The 18,297-nt window shown below is 70.6% G+C and carries 20 protein-coding genes; 10 read left to right on the top strand and 10 right to left on the bottom strand.

Annotation, left to right across the window (positions count from 1 at the left end):
• Nucleotides 1-66 precede the first annotated feature (66 nt).
• Both BSZ37_RS13090 and BSZ37_RS13085 read left to right on the top strand, forming a co-directional pair.
• On the top strand, nucleotides 67-2,421 hold the full coding sequence (locus BSZ37_RS13090) for a glycoside hydrolase family 31 protein (protein WP_095510979.1): 2,355 nt from the start codon (nucleotides 67-69) through the stop codon (nucleotides 2,419-2,421).
• A gap of 49 nt (nucleotides 2,422-2,470) precedes the next feature.
• On the top strand, nucleotides 2,471-3,493 hold the full coding sequence (locus tag BSZ37_RS13085; RefSeq protein ID WP_179299630.1) for a purple acid phosphatase family protein: 1,023 nt from the start codon (nucleotides 2,471-2,473) through the stop codon (nucleotides 3,491-3,493).
• A 16-nt stretch (nucleotides 3,494-3,509) separates the two neighbouring features.
• Here BSZ37_RS13085 and BSZ37_RS13080 read toward each other — a convergent pair whose 3' ends face one another.
• Genes BSZ37_RS13080 through BSZ37_RS13070 form a run of 3 tightly spaced genes read right to left on the bottom strand, consistent with a single transcriptional unit; the run spans nucleotide 3,510 to nucleotide 5,511 of the window.
• On the bottom strand, nucleotides 3,510-3,785 hold the full coding sequence (locus BSZ37_RS13080; RefSeq protein ID WP_095510977.1) for a hypothetical protein: 276 nt from the start codon (nucleotides 3,783-3,785) through the stop codon (nucleotides 3,510-3,512).
• Complete coding sequence (locus BSZ37_RS13075; protein WP_095510976.1) at nucleotides 3,785-4,120, bottom strand: hypothetical protein; 336 nt, start codon at nucleotides 4,118-4,120, stop codon at nucleotides 3,785-3,787. The genes BSZ37_RS13080 and BSZ37_RS13075 overlap by 1 nt, the downstream gene beginning before the upstream one ends.
• 59 nt (nucleotides 4,121-4,179) lie before the next feature.
• Entirely contained in the window at nucleotides 4,180-5,511 is a 1,332-nt protein-coding gene (locus BSZ37_RS13070; protein WP_095510975.1) for an acyl-CoA dehydrogenase family protein, read from the bottom strand.
• Nucleotides 5,512-5,586: 75 nt separating this feature from the next.
• Here BSZ37_RS13070 and BSZ37_RS13065 point away from each other — a divergent pair, with 75 nt between their 5' ends.
• Entirely contained in the window at nucleotides 5,587-6,084 is a 498-nt protein-coding gene (locus BSZ37_RS13065; protein WP_095510974.1) for a hypothetical protein, read from the top strand.
• 63 nt (nucleotides 6,085-6,147) lie between these two features.
• On the opposite strand, the gene BSZ37_RS13060 is transcribed toward BSZ37_RS13065, so the two are convergent.
• From BSZ37_RS13060 to BSZ37_RS13050, 3 genes are all read right to left on the bottom strand, one after another.
• Nucleotides 6,148-6,765: a hypothetical protein gene (locus tag BSZ37_RS13060; protein WP_095510973.1), complete on the bottom strand. Its 618-nt coding sequence runs from the start codon at nucleotides 6,763-6,765 to the stop codon at nucleotides 6,148-6,150.
• Between the two features lie 71 nt (nucleotides 6,766-6,836).
• On the bottom strand, nucleotides 6,837-7,994 hold the full coding sequence (locus BSZ37_RS13055) for a DNA double-strand break repair nuclease NurA (RefSeq protein ID WP_095510972.1): 1,158 nt from the start codon (nucleotides 7,992-7,994) through the stop codon (nucleotides 6,837-6,839).
• Nucleotides 7,995-8,062: 68 nt separating this feature from the next.
• Nucleotides 8,063-8,575: a hypothetical protein gene (locus BSZ37_RS13050; protein WP_095510971.1), complete on the bottom strand. Its 513-nt coding sequence runs from the start codon at nucleotides 8,573-8,575 to the stop codon at nucleotides 8,063-8,065.
• 44 nt (nucleotides 8,576-8,619) lie between these two features.
• Here BSZ37_RS13050 and hemW point away from each other — a divergent pair, with 44 nt between their 5' ends.
• Together hemW and BSZ37_RS13040 are read left to right on the top strand one after the other, a co-directional pair.
• On the top strand, nucleotides 8,620-9,777 hold the full coding sequence (hemW, locus tag BSZ37_RS13045; RefSeq protein ID WP_095510970.1) for a radical SAM family heme chaperone HemW: 1,158 nt from the start codon (nucleotides 8,620-8,622) through the stop codon (nucleotides 9,775-9,777).
• 25 nt (nucleotides 9,778-9,802) lie between these two features.
• Nucleotides 9,803-10,282 (top strand): DUF192 domain-containing protein, encoded by a 480-nt coding sequence (locus BSZ37_RS13040; RefSeq protein ID WP_095510969.1) that lies wholly within the window; start codon nucleotides 9,803-9,805, stop codon nucleotides 10,280-10,282.
• A 296-nt stretch (nucleotides 10,283-10,578) separates the two neighbouring features.
• Here the strand turns inward: BSZ37_RS13040 and BSZ37_RS13035 are convergent, their stop codons facing one another.
• Complete coding sequence (locus BSZ37_RS13035) at nucleotides 10,579-11,112, bottom strand: hypothetical protein (RefSeq protein WP_095510968.1); 534 nt, start codon at nucleotides 11,110-11,112, stop codon at nucleotides 10,579-10,581.
• Nucleotides 11,109-11,453, bottom strand: a complete 345-nt coding sequence (locus BSZ37_RS13030; protein ID WP_095510967.1) for a HesB/IscA family protein — start codon at nucleotides 11,451-11,453, stop codon at nucleotides 11,109-11,111. The genes BSZ37_RS13035 and BSZ37_RS13030 overlap by 4 nt, the downstream gene beginning before the upstream one ends.
• A 210-nt stretch (nucleotides 11,454-11,663) precedes the next feature.
• Between BSZ37_RS13030 and sufB the strand changes: the two genes are divergently transcribed.
• The 5 genes from sufB (at nucleotide 11,664) to BSZ37_RS13000 (ending at nucleotide 16,644) form a co-directional block, all read left to right on the top strand.
• Nucleotides 11,664-13,127: a Fe-S cluster assembly protein SufB gene (gene sufB / locus BSZ37_RS13025; RefSeq protein ID WP_095510966.1), complete on the top strand. Its 1,464-nt coding sequence runs from the start codon at nucleotides 11,664-11,666 to the stop codon at nucleotides 13,125-13,127.
• 90 nt (nucleotides 13,128-13,217) lie between these two features.
• A complete protein-coding gene (gene sufC / locus BSZ37_RS13020) occupies nucleotides 13,218-13,982 on the top strand; it encodes a Fe-S cluster assembly ATPase SufC (protein ID WP_095510965.1) in 765 nt (254 codons plus the stop codon).
• Nucleotides 13,983-14,043: 61 nt separating this feature from the next.
• A complete protein-coding gene (gene sufD / locus BSZ37_RS13015; protein ID WP_095510964.1) occupies nucleotides 14,044-15,354 on the top strand; it encodes a Fe-S cluster assembly protein SufD in 1,311 nt (436 codons plus the stop codon).
• A 58-nt stretch (nucleotides 15,355-15,412) separates the two neighbouring features.
• Nucleotides 15,413-15,775 carry an iron-sulfur cluster assembly protein gene (locus BSZ37_RS13010; protein ID WP_095510963.1) on the top strand — a complete coding sequence of 121 codons (363 nt, stop codon included), beginning with the start codon at nucleotides 15,413-15,415 and terminating at the stop codon, nucleotides 15,773-15,775.
• 449 nt (nucleotides 15,776-16,224) lie between these two features.
• Entirely contained in the window at nucleotides 16,225-16,644 is a 420-nt protein-coding gene (locus BSZ37_RS13000) for a VOC family protein (RefSeq protein ID WP_095510961.1), read from the top strand.
• Between the two features lie 43 nt (nucleotides 16,645-16,687).
• Here the strand turns inward: BSZ37_RS13000 and BSZ37_RS12995 are convergent, their stop codons facing one another.
• The gene (locus tag BSZ37_RS12995; RefSeq protein ID WP_179299629.1) at nucleotides 16,688-17,605 is read right to left on the bottom strand and encodes a TPM domain-containing protein; all 918 of its coding nucleotides are present in this window, start codon (nucleotides 17,603-17,605) and stop codon (nucleotides 16,688-16,690) included.
• A gap of 35 nt (nucleotides 17,606-17,640) precedes the next feature.
• Nucleotides 17,641-18,297 (bottom strand): TPM domain-containing protein, encoded by a 657-nt coding sequence (locus BSZ37_RS12990; protein WP_095510959.1) that lies wholly within the window; start codon nucleotides 18,295-18,297, stop codon nucleotides 17,641-17,643.

The following is an 18,297-nucleotide window of genomic DNA, read 5'->3' as shown; positions in this document are numbered from 1 at the left end:
GTGGTCGTGGTCCGGGCCCGCGCAGACGTGGAGCGCCTTGAGGTCCGCCAGCATACCCGATCGTTCATGTCGTCCCCCCTCCCCGACGCGCCGGCCATCACGGCCGGCGTGCTGACGTTTCCGACCCACGCCGGCACCCTCCGCCTCGACGCGCTCGCCGACGAGGTCGTCCGCGTCCGGCTCCTTCGCGATGGCGAGGCGCCGCGCGAGCGCCCGTCGTACGCCCTCGACCCCGACGCCCGGTGGGGCGGCCCGTCGCACTGGCGCGTCCGTGACGCCGACGAGGTCGTCGAGGTCGAGACGGCGGCGCTCCGGATCCGCGTCACGGTCGCGACGGGCGCGTTCGTCGTCACCGACCGCCGGCACGGCCGCGTGCTCGCCGAGGCGGAGGCCCTCCCTACGAAGGGCGTCGCCCACGCCGTCGCGCTCGAGCCCGAGGACCGGCTGTTCGGGCTAGGCGACAAGGCGCTCGCGCTCGACCGCCGCGGCCACGCCGTCGAGCTCTGGAACACCGACGCCTTCAAGTACGGCCGGGGAACAGACCCGCTCTACAAGTCGGTCCCGTTCGTGCTCAAGCAGGGCACCGACGGCGCCGTCGGGCTGTTCTACGACAACACGTTCCGAAGCCGCTTCGACCTCGGCGCCGCCGAGAGCGACCGGATGACGTGGTCGGCCGACGGCGGCGTGCTCGACCTCTACGTCCTCCACAGCCTTACGCCCCTCGGCGTGGTCGAGACCTACGCCCGGCTCACGGGGCGGACGCCGATGCTGCCGCGGTGGGCGCTCGGCTACCACCAGTGCCGGTACTCGTACATGGACGAGGGCGAGATCCGCGACGTCGCCGCCGGCTTCCGCGACCGCGGCATCCCGTGCGACGCGTTGTACTTCGACATCCACTACATGGACGGGTACCGGGTCTTTACGTGGGACCGCGAGCGGTTCCCCGATCCACCCGGCCTGCTCGCCGACCTGAAACGCGACGGGTTCAAGTCGGTCGTCATCATCGACCCCGGCGTCAAGGCCGACGACCCGGACTACGACGTCTACCGTCAGGGCGAAGAGCGCGACGCCTACGTCCTGTACCCGGACGGCTCCGAAGTCCACGGCGACGTCTGGCCCGGCCCGTGCGCCTTCCCCGACTTCACCGACGCCGACGTCCGCGCGTGGTGGGGATCGCTCCACGACGAGTTAGTCCGCGACGGCATCGACGGGGTGTGGAACGACATGAACGAGCCGGCCATCTTCGAGGTCAAGCACGTCGAGGGCTCGATGGAGGCCGAGGAGGGCGTCGGGACGATCCCCGACGAGGCGCGGCACGCGTTCGAGGGCGAGGGCGGCTCGCACGCCGAGGCGCACAACGTCTACGGGATGCAGATGCAGCGCGCGACGTTCGAGGGCCTGCGTGAGATCGCGCCCGGACGACGGCCGTTCACCATCACGCGGGCCTCGTACGCCGGGGCGCAGCGGTTCGGGACGAGTTGGACCGGCGACAACTCGGCGACGTGGGACCACCTCACGCTGGCCGTCCAGACGTGCCTCTCGCTCGGCGTCTCGGGCATGACGTTCACGGGGTCCGATGTGGGCGGGTTCGTCGGGGAGCCGACGGGCGAGTTGCTCGCGCGGTGGACCCAGGTCGGCGCGCTCACGCCGCTCTTCCGTAACCACTCGGCCGTCGACACGCCGCGCCAGGAGCCGTGGCTGTTCGGTGACGAGGTCGAGCGCGTGTGCCGCGAAGCCATCGAGCTCCGGTACCGCCTTCTCCCGGTCCTCTACACGGCGCTCTGGCAGGCCGCCACGCACGGCACGCCGATCCTCCGCCCGCTCCCACTCGTCCACCCCGGCGACCAGACGGTCCGCCGGGCGAGCCCGCTCGGGTTCTATGTCGGCGACACGCTCCTCGCGCAGCCCGTCCTCGAGGAGGGCCAGACCGAGCGCGAGGTGTACCTCCCGGACGCCGAGGCGGGCTGGTTCGATTTCTGGACGGGCGAGCCCTTCGAGGGGCGGCAGACGATCCGGACGAAGACCCCGCTCGACCACGTCCCGCTCTACGTCCGCGGCGGCTCCGTGCTGCCGCTCGGACCGGTCCGCCAGCACACCGGCGAGCCGGTCGACCGGCTGACGCTCCACGTGTACCCCGCGCCCGGGCGCCACACGTCGTGGCTCTACGAGGACGCGGGCGACGGCGATGGCGACGCCTGGCTCGGCCGCCTCGACCTCGAGGACGACGGGGAGGCGGTCCACATCGGGTGTGCCGTATCGGGCGCCCACACGCCCGAATGGACCGCCTGGGACGTCGAGGTCCACGGCCTCGGTGCCGCGCCCGCCCGGGTCGCGGCCGTCGGCGAGGAGATCGAGGTGGTGTGGGACGGATCCGCGCGGTTCCGCGTCCCGGTGGGCGCCTCGATCGAAATCCTCCGGTGAGACGGCGGCCGAGGGAACGCGGGTCAGGCCCTCGCGCGTTGGGCCTGGCGTGACGTCTCTCCGCCTCCCGCTCGCCCTCCTCTCCGCGCTCGCCCTCCTCTGGGCTTGCGGGACGCCCCAGCCCGTTGGCCAGCGGGTCCCGGACTACGAGGCCCTCGCGTCCGGCGAGCCCGCCCCGTTCGACTCGACCGCGCTCAACTACCTCATCGTCGGCGACTGGGGGCGGAACGGGTTCTTCAACCAAGCCGAGGTCGCCGAGTCGATGGGCGTCATCGGCGAGCGGGTCCGGAGCAAGTTCACCATCTCGACCGGCGACAACTTCTACCTCTCGGGCGTCACCGGCGTGGACGACGTCAAGTGGGACCGGTCGTTCGAGCGGATCTACACCGCCCCGGCGCTCCAGAGCCGCTGGTACGTCACGCTCGGCAACCACGACTGGCAGGGCAACGTGCCGGCCCAGATCGCCTACACCGAGACGAGCGACCGGTGGTACCTGCCGGCCCAGTACTACGCCGAGACGCTGGCCGTCGACGACGAGACCCGGGCCCTCTTCGTGTTCCTCGACACGAACCCCCTCGCCTACCCCGAGGACTACCGCCGCCGCTTTTCCGACACGGGGGACTGGGACCACGACGGTCAACTCGAGTGGCTCGAGCGGACGCTGGAGAACTCGGACGCGGCGTGGAAAATCGTCGTGGGCCACCACCCGATCTACGTCGGCTCGACGGCCTACTCAGACAACGAGCGCCTCGTCGAGCGCCTCGTGCCGCTCTTCGAGCAGTACGGCGTCCAGGCCTACTTCGCCGGCCACGACCACAACCTCCAGCACCACCGCCCCGAGGGATCGACGGTCGACTACTTCGTCTCCGGCGCCGGATCGCTCACGCGCGAGGTCGTCGAGACGCCGAATACGCTGTTCGCCCTCCGCGTGCCCGGGTTCATGGCCGTCTCCATGACGCGGAGCCGGATGACGGTCCAGGGCTACGACGAGGACCGGCGGCTCGTCTACGAGGCCGACGTCCCGCTCCGCCGCGGGGCCCGCCTCGACCTCCCCTTCGGCCTCGGGGAATAGACCGAGGCGGGCGGGGTCAGCGCGTGCCCGAGCGCCTGGAGGCCCGGCGCCCACGCGTCTTGCGGACCATCGTGTCGTACGCCTGCTGGCTGAGCCAATCCGTCCCGTCCGTGTAGGCGGGGCGGACGTAGTAGGTGCCGCGCCGGTGGATCGGCGTGCCGTACGCGGCACACACGGCCCCCTCGGGCGGGACGTCGGGCGACCGCGAGCGGCGCCAGCGGACGCGCCGCCAGTCCCGATCTGCGAGGGCCTCCCAGAACGCGTCGTCGTGCTCCGGTCGGACGGAGGCCACTACTCGCGCGTCCGGCGCCGGGCCCCCGCGGGGGCGTCCGCCTCGGCGTCGTGATCGAGCGCGTCGGCCAGGACGGCCGGGTCGATCCGGTCCATCGCGGCCTCCTCCTGCGTGACGATGGCCTCGAGCGTCTCGACGCGGCGGATGAGCGGCGCGGTCGCGTCCTCCACGGCCGTTCCGATGATCGCCTCCAGCTCGCTCTTGCGGAGGCTCGCCCCCTCGCGGCTCCCCCCGCCGCCGTGGCTGGCGGCCTTGATCTTGGCGATCCCCGAGAACACGGCCCAGGGCATGCCCACGAAGAGAGCGAGTGCGGCGATGACCTCTCCGGGTCCCATGGCGGTAAGGTGTCGGGTGGTGAGGGCTCGAATACGCGTGACGGCGTCGGACGTTGCGCCTACGAGAACGCGTTGATGCCGGTCGCCTCCTGCCCGAGAACGAGCGTGTGGACCTCGTCGGTCCCCTCGTAGGTGACCACCGACTCGAGGTTGGCCATGTGGCGCATCACGGGGTAGATGCCGAGGACGCCGTTGCCCCCGAGCAGCTGGCGGCTCTGGCGCGCGACGGCCAGCGCCGTGCGGACGTTGTCGCGCTTGGCGAGCGAGACGTGCTGGGGCCGCATCGTGCCCTCGTCCTTCATCCGGCCGAGCCGCCATGCCACGAGCTGCGCCTTCGTGATGTCGGCCAGCATGTCGGCGATGTGGTTCTGGACGAGCTGGAAGCCGGCGACGGGCCGGCCGAACTGCTCGCGCGAGGTCGTGTGCTGGATGGCGGCGTCGTAGCACGCGAGGGCGGCGCCGAGGACGCCCCACGCGATCCCGTAGCGCGCCTGGGTGAGACAGGACAGTGGCCCCTTGAGCCCCTTCACGTTCGGCAGCATCGCCGAGGCCGGCACGCGCACCTCGTCGAGGACGACCTCGCTGGTCACGGCCGCCCGGAGCGACCACTTGTCCATGATCCGCGGCGTCGAGACGCCCTCCCGGTCGGTCTCGACGAGGAAGCCCCGGACGTCGCCATCGTCGTCCTTGGCCCACACCACGGCGACGTCGGCGATCGAGGCGTTCGTGCTCCACCGCTTGTGACCCGTGATCACGAACCCGTCGCCGTCGCGGGTCGCGAGCGTCTGCATCGACCCCGGATCCGAGCCGACGTTGGGCTCCGTGAGCGCAAAGCACCCGATGGCCTCGGCCGTGGCCAGCTTCGGGAGCCAGCGGCGCTTCTGCTCCTCGGAACCGTACGTGTGGATGGGGTACATCACGAGTGAGCCCATCACGGAGCAGAACGACCTGAGCCCACTGTCGGCCCGCTCGACCTCCTGCATCATCAGGCCGTAGGTCACCGAGGAGGCGCCGAGGCCGCCGTACTCGGTCGGGATCGTCGGCCCGATGACGCCGAGCGCGGCCAGCTCGCGCCCGACCTCGACCGGGAACGTCAGCGCCTGTGCGTGCTGCTCGATGACCGGCAAGACCTCGGCCGTGACGTACGCGCGAACGCGGTCGCGGTGGGCCTTCTCGTCGTCCGTGAGGAGGTCGTCGATGCGGTAGAAGTCCAGCGCCGAGAACGCGGCGGGGTCGTAGCGCCCGTTGTCGATGCCGGCCGGCGTGTGGCCGAGCGGGCGGAACGCGGCGGGGTCGCCGGACTGACCCGCATCCTGGCGATCGTGGGTCGGCGCGCCGTCACCGGCGGCGGCGAGCTCGGGGGTACGGATGACGTCGGGGGACTGGGACATGACGGACGCTACTTTGGCGGCGCTCGGGGCGGCTGACTCGTGTCCGCCCAAGCTACGCCCCTCTCTCCTCCCCCCATGCGCGTTCTTCTCCTCGCCCTGCTCCTCGCGCCCGCCGCCCTCGCCCAGCGCTACGACGTCGTCGAGCCGCGGATCGGCGCCAGCTTCGACGTCGCGACGGCCGTCCTCGACCAGAACGTGATCCCGAATGGGCCCTCGCTGGGCGTCCGCGGCCGCGTCGCGCTCCCGGTCAACGCCGACGTGTCGGTCGCCGCCAGCCTCGGCATCGGCGCGCACCTGTTCGAGGGGGCCGACCAGGCGCGCTACGTGCTCAACCCACAGGCGTCGGTCATCGTCACGCTCCCGTCGCGGCACTCGGCGCGGTACGTGCTGGGCGGGTTCGGCGGGTTCATCCCGCTCTCGGACGGCGGCGGCGGCCCCTCGCTCCACGCCGGCTACGGCTGGGCGATCCCGCTGACGGAGACGTCGCTGTTCGTGGAGATCAACCCGTCGCTGGTGGTCGGAGAGCGGGAGGCCGTTCCCGTGATCGCGCTTCGCAGTGGGGTGATTTTCTAGGTTGCAATAACGGGCCATCCGACTCTTACCCCCGCCTCGGTGCCGAGGCGGAGGGGGCCGCGGTCATCGGACGCGCCGGAGGATCGACTGGAGCCGCTCGTGGTCGTCGTCGAGCAGCCGGGCGAGCGCGCGGCCGGCCTCGACGAGGATGGTCTCCCCGTCGTCCCCTCCCCCGTGCGCGGCGTGGAGGTTGCGGAGCACGGCGGCGAGGAGGTCGTCGGCGGGCACCGCGGGGTCGGGGTGCCGCGCGAGCGTCCGGAGCACGTCGAAGGGCGCTGCCAGCGCGGCCACGGCGTCGGGGCCGCACGGGCGGACGCGGTCGTGGAGCGCCGCCGGCCGCGGCGGGAGCGTCTGCCGCACGTGGGGCCGGCCGTCGACCCGCGCTTGGCCGTCCCAATACGCGAGGACCTGGGCGCGCACCGTCGTGCGGACGAGCTCCAGGATCTGGGGCATCTCGCGGCGGATCCGGTCGCGGTCGTAGTCGGCGCCGAGGGCGACGGCCTGGCGGCCGGGCTCGACGCTGCCCGTCTCGGCGTGGCTGACGAGGCCGTACAGCACCGTCCCGTCGTCGGTCTCGATCTCGACCCACGACCCGAACGCGGGCGTCTCCGCCTCGGCGTAGACCTCGGCCACGATCTCGCGCGTGCTGGACGCGATGACTTCGGCGACGGGAACGGACATGGGGCGGGAGGTGGAGGACAGAACTGGACGCCCGAGGCGCACGCCCTCAGAAGATCGGGACGTACGGACGGTCAGACGCGCGGCGCGCGCTTCGAGGCCGCCTTGCCGGAGTACGTCCCCGCCTCGGCGCCCGCGCCCCGAGCCTGCCGCGCGAGGATCCGGTAGAACACGTCCTTTTCGCGGGCCCGCACGACGGCCCGCTCGTGGGCTTCCTGCAGGATGATCGGGTACCCTCCCCCCTTCTCGCACTGGTCGAGCACGACGGCATGGATCAGGTCCAGCCAGCCGGGCACGTCGGCCACCCATTCCGGCATCTCGACCCGGCCCACCTCGGCGCACCCGTGGACGTAGAACGCGACGATCCGGTGATCGCCGTACTGCTTGAGCACCTCGCTCCGCGAGAGGAACACCGCGGACCGCTCGCCGACCTCGAGCCGTGACGCGAACACGTGCCGGTCCTGCACCCCGCGGATCGAGTCCGGTGAGACGTCCCAGTCGGGCTCGTCGCGGTGGAGGCGGAGGAGGTTGACGACCTCGGCGTTGGCCGGGCGCGAGACGTACGAGCACACGGGGATGCCGGCCCCGCGGAAGCGGTCCAGCTCGGCCACGTAGCGGCTCAGGAGCTGGGTCTCGAGGCGGCGGTTCTTCATCCCGCGGAGCATCCACCGGATCAGCGTCCCGTCGGCCATCGCGACGACGTCGCGGCCGCTGCGGCGCTCTTCGTCGGCCGTGTCGAAGAGCCAGCGGAGTTCGAGCTCGTCGCGGAGCGCGGACACGACTTCGGACGTGAGGTCGAGCGGGGACGCCTCGGCGTCATCGTCCGCAAGATCGGCCAGGTCCTGCTGGCGGTAGCGGAGCGTCGGCTCGGCGCGGATGAGCGGCGGGTCGAGCGTGCCGTAGTGGATCGCGACGCGCCCGACGTTGAGGAGGTAGCACGCCGGGTCGACGTGGCGGTCCGGGAAGATCTGGGAGCCATCCGTCGCGACCACGGTCACGGTCGCCGGACGGGGGCCGCAGGCATGGCTCTCGTCGGGGCGGGTCCGGGGGAGCGCCCGGAGCGGGCCGCCCGTCGCGTGCGTGGCGCGGTCGCGAAGGGCTTCCCACGTCGGCGCGCAGTCGTCGAGGGCGGCGAGCGCACGGTCGAGGCGGCCGGCGTGGGCGCGGTCCTCTTGCACGCGGTACGTCGCGAAGTCGGAGATCTGACCGGCGAGGCGGGCGAAGTCGAGCACGAGATCGGTCGGGGGGACGCCTCAGGGTAAGGACTCCGCGCCCCGCAATCCGCCCGATTCGCGCGCCCTCACTCCATCTCGATCGTCACCAGTGAACACGCCAAGGACTGGCCGAGCCCTCGCTTGAGGACTGGGAACAGCTGGCAGGTGGCGACGGCCATCGCTAGCTCGACGTGGGCTTCGTGGCCGAACAGGGCCTCCACCTCGGCGACCCGGTCGGCCACGTCGTCGGCCTGGGAGGAGATGGAGAAGCCGAACGCGTACGCGGCACGCGCGTCGTCGTACAGCGCGCCGGGGTCATCGAGGGCCTGGCGGAGCGTCGTCACCGACATGCCGTCCCGCTGGGCGACCGTCACGACGATCTGGACGCACGTCCCGCAGTCTTGGGCGACGGTCGCGCCGAGGCGGGCGAGGTGCCAGGCGTCGCGGGGCGCCCGCTGGCGGAACTGGGCCGCGGGCATGGCCAGCATCCACCGGGCGAAGGCGCCGCCGGAGGCGTCCGCGAGCGTGCGGAGGTACGGCATCTCGCAGCCGGTCTGACGTTCGGCGGCGACGATGACTCGGTCGGCGAGGGCACCCATGGTGGGGGTCGGCGGTACAGGGGGCCCTGAATATCGAGCATGCCTTGGCTGGCCTTTACATCCACGTCCCTTTCTGCTCGCAGCGCTGCGTCTACTGCGACTTCTACTTTACCACGACGCGCCGCGACGAGGGGCCGTTCACTCGGGCGATCGAAGTCGAGGCCGAGCGCCTCGGCCATGAGTACCAGGGGAAGGCACCGCTACGGACGCTCTACCTCGGCGGCGGGACGCCGTCGCTCCTCACGCCCGACGCGCTGGCGGCCGTCGTCGGCGCGGCGCACGGCCACTTCGACACGAAGGCCCTCGAGGAGGTGACCGTCGAGGCCAACCCGGAAGACCTGGTCGGACCGGAGGGCGCCGACTGGCTCCGTGCGGCTCGCGCCCTCGGCGTGACGCGGCTCTCGCTCGGGGTCCAGTCGTTCTTCGACGACGACCTCGTGTTCATGAACCGGGCCCACGACGCCGCGCAGGCCGAGGCCGGCGTCGAGGCGGCCGTGGCCGCGATCGGGGAGGTCTCCGTCGACCTCATCTTCGGCGTGCCCGATCAGCCGTTCGAGCACTGGGGCGCCAACCTCCAGAAGGCCGTCCGCCTCGGCGCGGCTCACGTCTCGACCTACAGCCTCACGGTCGAAGAGCGGACCCCCCTCCACAAGATGGTGGCGCTCGGCCGCGTCGTCCCCGAGGGCGACGAGACGCTCCGTGAGCGCTACCTGTTCACGCACGAGTACCTCCTCGGCCAGGGCTTCGAGCACTACGAGATCTCCTCGTTCGCCCGACCCGGCCACCGGAGCCAGCACAACCAGAGCTACTGGGCGCACGAGACGGTCCTCGGGCTCGGGCCGAGCGCGCACTCGTTCTGGCGCGAGACGCGAAGCCGCGGCTGGCGCTGGGCCGACGTCGCCCACCTCGGGCGCTGGCAGGGTCTCCTCCTCGGGGGCGAGAGCCCCATCGAGTGGCGCGAGCAGATCGGCCCCGACGAACTCGCCGACGAGGCCGTCCTCCTCGGCCTCCGCCGCCTCGTGGACGGGCTCGACCTCGACGTCCTCGAACGAGACTACGGCGTCGACCTCCTCACCGACCGCCGCGCGGAACTGGCGGCGCTCGAAGGCGCAGGCCTCGTCGACGTCCGCCCCGGGCGGGTCCGCCTCACCGTCGAGGGCGCCGCGGTCGCCGACGCCGTGGCCTTGCGGCTCGTGGGCTAGTTTTCGGGTGTCCCCCCCTGAGTCCATGCGCGCCATCCCGTTTCTCGTATTGGCCTTCGTCCTGTGTGGCTGTCCCGAGCCCGACGAGCCGCAGCCAGCGCCCAGCTCTCGGGCCTCGATTCCGTTCGACATCGAGGGCACCCTGAGCTTCGTTCGCGGCACCGACACGCTCCGTACGATCGACATCGAGATCGCCGACACCGACTCGACCCGGAGCCGAGGGCTGATGCAGCGGAGCGAGATTCCTGACGACACGGGGATGCTGTTCGTCTTCCCCGCCGCGGAGGACCAGGCGTTTTACATGGCGAACACGCCGCGGTCGCTCGACATCCAGTTCTACGGGGCCGATTCGACGCTCCTCAACGTGGTGGAGAACACGACACCGTACTCCTTCGACAACGTGCTCTCCGAGGGTCCCGCCCAGTTCGTCGTCGAGGTCCCGGCGGGCTACTCCCGTCGGATCGGACTCGTCCCCGGCGACAGGATCACGTGGACCACTCGATGAATGAACGACCCGGCGATGCCTGGTTAGGGCCGAGAGGATACCGAGCCCGCCCAGTTCACACTATCTCCAGATAGTGACCGAAGCCGTTCACTGCGCCGTTGTTTTAGTGGTTCACGACACCCCCTGATCAGGGATTCCCTACACGTGTCGTGAAGACGGTCCAAAGCGTGACAGACGGGGCACACGTTTCCCGTATCTGCCGTTCATTGGGCACAGGTGATGACGTGCCGTCCCACGTCCCACCCTTGAGCCCGCTGGCCCCGTAAGGCCAGCGGGCTTCTTTGTAGCGACGGCTTCTAGGGCCGGACGGCCTCGACGCGATCGATGTGCCACCGGAGCGACCACGGCTCCGCACCGGGTATGTCGTTGACTCTGCGGAGTGTGTACGCCAGACGGACCGTCTCCGTCGCCCCCTCCTCGGTGCGGACGACGAGCGTCGCGGGCACCGTCACGTAGACCGATCCCGCTGCGCCCTCCGGCCGGCTCGGCTCGTCGACGGTCGCTCCCGCCACGCGCTGACCCGACTGGCGGAAGGGTTCGGTCGAGACGTCGGCGCCCGTTGGGAGCCCCTCGGGCGCCCAGAAGGTGTCCGCCTCGGCAGAGCCCTCGGCGTGGGCGCCGATGTAGGCGAGGAGCCGGTCGGTCGCCGCGTCGGCGCTCGTCGGGTCGGAGGCCTGGACGGCCGGCGCCATCGCGTCGGCCTCGAGGCCGGGTGCGGGGTTGACCGTCTCGGAAGCCGTCGGGTTCGGGACGGTCGGGGCCGACGCACCGGGGTCATCGGCGCAGGCACCGAGGCCGACGAGGACGACGACGACGAGCGGTCCTCTCACAGCGAGAACGACTCGCCGCAAGCGCACGTCCGAACAGCCTGGGGGTTGTCGAAGTGGAAGCCCTTGCCCTCGAGGCCATCCGTGAAGTCGAGCGTCGTGCCCTCGACGGTCACAAGCGAACGCGGGTCGAGCACGAGGCGGAGCCCGTCGACCTCGACGGTCTCGTCGGCCGGGCCGGCGACGGTGTCCCAGCCGAGGTCGTAGGTCAGGCCCGAGCAGCCGCCGGGTACCACGGCGACCCGGAGGAACGTTTCACCAAGGTCGACGCCCTCGGCGACGGCGACGGATGCCAGCCGCTGGCGGGCGCGCTCGGTGATGGCGAACGGGAGAGACTCGGTCATAGTGAAGGGGGGCTGTGACACCAGGCCTTCGGGGACGTTTCACCCCTCAGCCGGGCAGGAGACGGCGAGTGACCCGAACTTCGTACCTCCCCCCCCGATCCGACTTCGGACGGGGTTCATCGGGACCGACGTGCGACTGGCCCGGTTCGCCCCGTCTTGGTGGAACAGCCCCCTCTACGCCCGGTTCGCTCCGGACACGATCTACCGCCCATGCCGACCTACACAGAGCACGATTTCTTCGAGGACGTCGCCGAGCAGGGCTACAAGTACGGCTTCACCACGAACGTCGAGTCCGAGAAGGCCCCGAAGGGCCTCTCGGAGGACATCGTCCGGTTCATCTCGATGAAGAAGGAGGAGCCCGAGTGGCTCCTGGAGTTCCGGCTGAAGGCGCTCCGGCACTTCTTCAAGCTCCTCGACGAGGGCAAGGAGCCCAACTGGGCCCACCTCAACGTCCCGGAGATCGACTACCAGAACGCGTACTACTACGCCGCGCCGGGCTCGAAGGCCAAGTACGACTCGCTCGACGATGTGCCGGAGGAGATCCTGGCGGACTTCGAGAAGCTCGGCATCCCGCTCCGGGAGCAGGCCGCCCTCGCCGGCGTCGCCGTCGACGCCGTGATGGACTCCGTCTCGGTCGGGACCACGTTCAAGAAGGAGCTCGCCGAGCAGGGCATCATCTTCTGCTCCTTCTCCGAGGCCGTCCAGGAGCACCCCGAGCTGGTCAAGGCCAACATGGGCAAGGTGGTCCCCTACACGGACAACCTCTACGCCGCGCTCAACTCGGCCGTGTTTTCCGACGGGAGCTTCTGCTACATCCCGAAGGGCGTCCGTTGCCCGATGGAGCTCTCGACCTACTTCCGGATCAACGAGGCCAACACGGGCCAGTTCGAGCGGACGCTGATCGTCTGCGAGGACGGCGGCTACGTCTCGTACATGGAGGGCTGCACGGCCCCGATGCGCGAGGAGTACCAGCTCCACGCGGCCATCGTCGAGATCATCGCCCACGACGACGCCGAGGTGAAGTACTCGACGGTCCAGAACTGGTACCCCGGCTCGGCCGAGGGCAAGGGCGGCGTCTACAACTTCGTGACCAAGCGGGCCCTCTGCTCCGGCCGCAACTCGAAGGTCACCTGGACCCAGCTCGAGACCGGCTCGGCCATCACCTGGAAGTACCCGTCCTGCATCCTCAAGGGCGACGGGTCCGTCGGCGAGTTCTACTCGGTCGCCTTCACGAAGGACTTCCAGCAGGCCGACACCGGCACCAAGATGATCCACCTGGGCAAGAACACCCGGAGCACGATCATCTCGAAGGGCATCTCGGCGGGCCGGTCCAACAACTCGTATCGCGGGCTCGTCCGCGTGAACAAGAAGGCGGCGAACGCGCGGAACTTCAGCCAGTGCGACTCGCTCCTCATCGGCGACCAGTGCGGGGCCCACACGTTCCCGTACATCGAGATCCACAACGAGACGGCCCAGGTCGAACACGAGGCGACCACCTCGAAGGTCGGCGAGGACCAGATGTTCTACTGCCAGGCCCGCGGGATCTCGGAGCAGGACGCCCTGAACCTCATCGTCAACGGCTACGCCAAGGAGATCCTGGCCAAGCTGCCGATGGAGTTCGCCGTCGAGGCCCAGAAGCTGCTCTCGGTCCAGCTCGAAGGCTCCGTCGGCTAGCCGACCCCGTCCGCCTCGACGCCGAGGCGGACCGACTCAACGACTCTCCCGAACGAGCGCCCGACGCGGGCGCCGCACTCCGAACGACGCATGTCTCTCCTCTCCGTCCACAACCTCCACGTCTCCGTCGAGGACCACGAGATCCTCAAGGGGCTCTCGCTCGACGTCAACTCGGGCGAGGTCCACGCCATCATGGGCCCGAACGGGTCCGGCAAGTCGACGCTCGCCAGCGTCCTCGCCGGCCGCGACGACTACGAGATCACCGAGGGCTCCGTCGAGTTCGACGGCGAGGACCTCCTCGAGATGGACCCGGAGGAGCGGACCCGCGAGGGCCTCTTCCTGGCGTTCCAGTACCCGGTCGAGCTCCCCGGCGTGAGCACGCACCAGTTTCTCCGGACGGCCGTCAACTCGGTCCGCGAGCACCGGAAGCAGGAGCCGCTGCCGGTCGGCGACTTCATCAAGCTGATGCGCGAGAAGGCCGCATTCGTCAACCTCGACCCGAAGCTCACGCAGCGGTCGGTGAACGAGGGGTTCTCGGGCGGCGAGAAGAAGCGGGCCGAGATCTTCCAGATGGCCATGCTCGACCCGCGCCTCGCGATCCTCGACGAGACCGACTCCGGCCTCGACATCGACGCGCTCCGGGTCGTCTCCGACGGCGTCAACAAGCTCCGCTCGGAGGACCGCGCGTTCGTGCTCATCACGCACTACCAGCGCCTCCTCGACTACATCACGCCGGACAAGGTGCACGTCCTCGTCGACGGCCGCATCGTCCGGTCCGGCGGTCCGGAGCTGGCCGAGGAGCTCGAAGTGAAGGGCTACGACTGGCTCATCGAGGAAGCTGCCCCCGCGGCGTAACGAGTGACGCGTGGGGGGCGACGAGCCCCTCGCTCTTCACCCTTACCCCATCCCCCACCCCATGATCGACCTCGAAAAGGCCCCCGCCCTGCTCCGCCACGCGACGGAGGCGCTGGAGGGCGCGTTCTCCGGCGACGGCGCGCCCGACCCGTTCGCCGTCCGCCGCACCGCCGCGAAGAACGCGTTCGAGGCCGCCGGCCTGCCGTCGACGCGCGACGAGGCGTGGAAGTACACCGACCTCCGCCCGGCCCTCAAGCCCGACTACGCCCCCGCCCCCCCCGCCTCGGCGACCGAGGCGGACCTGGCCGCGGCCCGGATCGACGGGCTCGACGCGGTCCGAGTCGTGATCGTCAACGGCCGGTTCGACGCGGAGGCCTCGGACCTCGGCGGGCTGCCGGAGGGCGTGACGGTCGCGTCGCTGGCCCAGACGGCTCGCCAGTCGCCCGACGCCCTCGCCGACACGTTCGGCGCCCACGTCCGCGTCGAGCGCGACGCGTTCGCGGCCCTCAACGCCGCGCTCTCGCTGGACGGCGTCTACCTCCACGTCCCACGCGGCGTCGCCGTCGAGCGGCCGATCCACGTGGTGAACGTCCTCACGGCCGACGGGCCGACGTTCGTGCAGGGCCGCAACCTCCTCGTGGTCGGCGAGACCGCCGAGGTCAAGGTGATCGAGACCTACGTCGTCCGCGGCGACGCGCCGACGTTCCGCAACGACCTCACGGAGATCGTGGCCGGCCCTGCGTCGAACGTCACGCACGTCCGGATCCAGGACGAGGGCGACGACGCCAACGCGGTCACCCACGTCCAGAGCTACCAGGAGCGCGACTCGACGGTCTCCACGCTGACGTTCACGTTCGCGGCCGGGACGGTCCGGAACAACTCCGTGATGGTGCCGGCCGGCCAGGGCGGCAACGCGACGATCGGCGGACTCTACATCTGCCACGGCGCCGAGCACGTCGACACGAACACGCTGATCGACCACGTGGCCCCGGGCTGCGAGTCGAACGAGCTGTTCAAGGGCATCATCTACGACCAGGGCACGGGCGTCTTCAACGGCAAGGTGTTCGTCCAGCGCGAGGGCCAGCAGACGAACGCCTACCAGCAGAGCCAGGGCGTCGTCCTCAGCCCCGACGCGCACCACTACTCGAAACCGGAGCTCGAGATCTACGCCGACGACGTCAAGTGCTCGCACGGCTCGACGACCGGCGCCATCGAGCCCGAGCACATCTTCTACCTCCGCAGCCGCGGCGTCTCCGAGGCCGACGCGCGGGCGATGCTCCTCTACGCCTTCGCCCACGACGTGGTCGAGATGGTGCCGATCGAGGCCGTCCGCGACCACCTCGACGCCCGCATCGCCGAGCGGCTGAAGTAGACACGTGGAACGTGCGGCGTCGAACGCTCCACGTTTCACCCCGCACGTCCAACGACCCATGGAACGCGACTTCCTCCGCGACGGCCGCGAGGCCGACGACCTCTCCGAGCTCGAAGACGGCATGGTCCAGGTCATGCGGACCATCTACGACCCGGAGATCCCCGTCCCGATCTGGGACCTCGGCCTGATCTACGGCTGGACCATCGAGGACGCGCCCGAGGCCGACGGCAAGGACGTCACGGTCAAGATGACGCTGACGGCGCCGAACTGCCCGGCCGCCGAGACGCTGCCGGCCGAGGTCGAGCAGGGCGTCAACGCGCTGGAGGGCGTGGCGCACGCGAAGATCGACCTCGTGTTCGTGCCGTCGTACTCGATGGAGATGCTGAGTGACGAGGCCCGGCTGACGCTGGGGTTCATGTAGCCCCGCCCGCCTCGGCGGCGAGGCGGAGCGGGGTGGGCTCCCCTGCGGAGGGGACGCCGGTCGGAGACCCGAGGGCGAGCGTTGGACGGTCTCACCGCCCCTAAATGAGTGCCGCTCTCGTTCGGGTCTGCTCTCTCGTACTCACCGCGTGCAGCCTGACCGGGCCCAGCTCCCTGGACGCGACGGGCCTCGACGCACCGGGCGTCACGGGTGGGCCCCACGCCCTCGGGATCGACGCCGACTGTCGTCGCTGGATCGGGACGATGACGGGCCCCGACCGCTCTCCGGAGCCTAGGCAGGCATCCGTCGACGGAGGCACCGTGTTTTAGGCCAGAGGATCTGGGCGGGATCGTTCCACCAGCGCGCGGTGAACGGGTCGGAGAAACGCTGGCATAACCGGTGGAGGAGACTGTGCGTCGATCACTCTCTTTCCCCGGCACGCCCGCCACATGTCTCCCACCTCCGCCACGCTCGACTCCGCGTATCGCCAAGCCGAGCGCGCCCTCCGCAAGCCGAGCTCCGCGATCTGGCTCCGCAGCGTCTGCGTCCGCACGACGCGGTTCGACGAGGCGCTCGACTTCTACGTCACCGCCCTGGGGCTGACGCTCGGCGGGCTGGGCGTCCACCCGATGACGGCGCAGCCGCGGGCCCAGATGCTCGACGCCGAGGGCCACCAGGTCTTCGAGCTCGTCGAGTCCGACGACGAGACGGCCCGCGGCGTGCACGAGCTCGCCTTCGGGATGCCGCGGCGGACCGTCACGCTCCTCCGCGCCCGCCTCGACCTCCAGGGCATCCGGTACACCGAAACGCCGGCCGCGATCTACCTCCGCGACGTCGACGGCACGCTCCTCCGCATCGAGGCGCTGTAGCTCCGGCCAGTCTGCCTCGGTCACATACCGACCGAGACGGCCGTCACCAGCTCCCCGAGGCGCCGCCGCCACCGGACGAGCCCCCACCGCCGCTGAACCCGCCCGACGACGACGAGGTCGGGACGGAGTACGGCCGACCATCGACGACGACCGTCGTGGCCCCACGGGAGCGCGCCCGTTTGAACGCGGCCTGTTTTTTCTGCCAGTGCTCCCGCCAAGCACGGAGCTTCGGGTTCGCCTCCAGAATGCGGTCCGCGAGGAAGCACAGGAGCAGAAGCACGAGGAGAACGCCGATCGAGATGCTGAGCGTCAGCAGGGCGGAGTCCGTGGCGACGAAGAGCGGCATCCCCAGCATGAACAGGACGAAGACCGAGCCGGTGATGGTCTGCACGCGGGCCGTCTCCCACGTGAACCCGTGGAGGACCGCCGGGACGAGAAAGAAGGGCGCGAAGAGGAGCGTCATGCCGCCGAAGAGGATCAGTTCTTTCCATTGACCGTCGCGGAGACCCGCGAGCGGCCGGGGCGCGTAGCTACCGTCGATAGCTCCCAGGATCGCGTCGACCCCGGCCACGACGCCCGCGTCGAAGTCGCCGTCGCGGAACCGCGGGACGATCTCGGCCCGGATGATCGACCCGGACGTGGCGTCGGTGAGCGAGCCCTCCAACCCGTAGCCGACCTCGATCCGGAGCTCGCGGTCGGCGACGGCGACGAGGAGCAAGATGCCGTTGTCGCGGTCGGCCTGGCCGAGCTCCCACGTCCGGAACACGCGCGTCGCGTACGGCTCCAGAATCTCACCCTCGAGCGACGGGATCGTGAGGACGACGACCTGATTCGACGTGCTGTCCTCGTGCGCCGCCAACCGCGCGACCAGGGCCGCCTCGGTGGCCGGGTCGAGAACGTCGGCCAGGTCGACGACGCGACCGGTGAGCGGGGGGACGTCGAGCGCTGCGGCCCCAGGCACCGCGAGCAGGAGGACTGCGAGGAGGCCCCCCGCCCTCATTCGTCCCGCACGCGGACGTCGTCCGGAAGCTCATCGGTGTCGTCGGGGCGGACGGCGACGCCGCGACGATGAAGGAGGTCGCCGCACTTCTCGATCGCCGCCACGAGCCCGTCCGCCAACGACTGCCCGCGGATGCCAGTGCGGATGAGGTCGACGACCTCCTCCCACTCGTGCTGCTCCACCTTCGCATTGATGCCCGCGTCCCCGACGACCTCGATCCGGTGCTCGAAGAGCGACACGAACAGGAGGATGCCGGTCCGGTCGCGGGTGTCGAACACCTCCTCCTCGAGAAACGCGACGGCCGAGCGTCGGTGCACGGCGGTGTCGAGCCGCTCGGCCCCCGCGAGGGCCCGGCGGACCGGGTCGAGGAGCGTCAGGAACGCGCCGAGGACGCCCCCCCCAGCCATCACGAGTGCGAGCGCCCAGGCCGAGTAGAGCCAGCCCCAGCCCCACCCGTCGTTGAGCCACGCGACGGCGAGGGCGAGGGTCCCTGCGAGGAGCGCCCCAGCAGAGGCGGCCCGCCACGTCGCGACGTCGTAGTCCCCGCTCTGGCGCACCACGTAGGGGACGATCTCGCCCGCCGTCCGGGTCTCGGCTTCGGCCACGGCCAGCCGGATGCGCTCGCGTTCGTCGTCTGTGAAAAGCGGGTCCAC

The sequence above is a fragment of the Rubrivirga marina genome (genome assembly GCF_002283365.1).
GTDB lineage: Bacteria > Bacteroidota > Rhodothermia > Rhodothermales > Rubricoccaceae > Rubrivirga > Rubrivirga marina.
The sequence above is the reverse complement of the archived record's forward strand: the minus strand, read 5'-3'. Positions and strand labels throughout refer to the sequence as shown.

Bases quoted from the DNA above. Each gene is read 5' to 3' on its own strand.
- BSZ37_RS13060 (WP_095510973.1), bottom strand. From the start codon at position 6,765: ATGTCCGTTCCCGTCGCCGAAGTCATCGCGTCCAGCACGCGCGAGATC.
- BSZ37_RS13040 (WP_095510969.1), top strand. From the start codon at position 9,803: ATGCGCGCCATCCCGTTTCTCGTATTGGCCTTCGTCCTGTGTGGCTGT.
- BSZ37_RS13065 (WP_095510974.1), top strand. From the start codon at position 5,587: ATGCGCGTTCTTCTCCTCGCCCTGCTCCTCGCGCCCGCCGCCCTCGCC.
- sufB (WP_095510966.1), top strand. From the start codon at position 11,664: ATGCCGACCTACACAGAGCACGATTTCTTCGAGGACGTCGCCGAGCAG.
- BSZ37_RS13010 (WP_095510963.1), top strand. From the start codon at position 15,413: ATGGAACGCGACTTCCTCCGCGACGGCCGCGAGGCCGACGACCTCTCC.
- BSZ37_RS13050 (WP_095510971.1), bottom strand. From the start codon at position 8,575: ATGGGTGCCCTCGCCGACCGAGTCATCGTCGCCGCCGAACGTCAGACC.
- BSZ37_RS13070 (WP_095510975.1), bottom strand. From the start codon at position 5,511: ATGTCCCAGTCCCCCGACGTCATCCGTACCCCCGAGCTCGCCGCCGCC.
- BSZ37_RS13000 (WP_095510961.1), top strand. From the start codon at position 16,225: ATGTCTCCCACCTCCGCCACGCTCGACTCCGCGTATCGCCAAGCCGAG.
- BSZ37_RS13075 (WP_095510976.1), bottom strand. From the start codon at position 4,120: ATGGGACCCGGAGAGGTCATCGCCGCACTCGCTCTCTTCGTGGGCATG.
- sufC (WP_095510965.1), top strand. From the start codon at position 13,218: ATGTCTCTCCTCTCCGTCCACAACCTCCACGTCTCCGTCGAGGACCAC.
- BSZ37_RS13090 (WP_095510979.1), top strand. From the start codon at position 67: ATGTCGTCCCCCCTCCCCGACGCGCCGGCCATCACGGCCGGCGTGCTG.
- sufD (WP_095510964.1), top strand. From the start codon at position 14,044: ATGATCGACCTCGAAAAGGCCCCCGCCCTGCTCCGCCACGCGACGGAG.
- BSZ37_RS13030 (WP_095510967.1), bottom strand. From the start codon at position 11,453: ATGACCGAGTCTCTCCCGTTCGCCATCACCGAGCGCGCCCGCCAGCGG.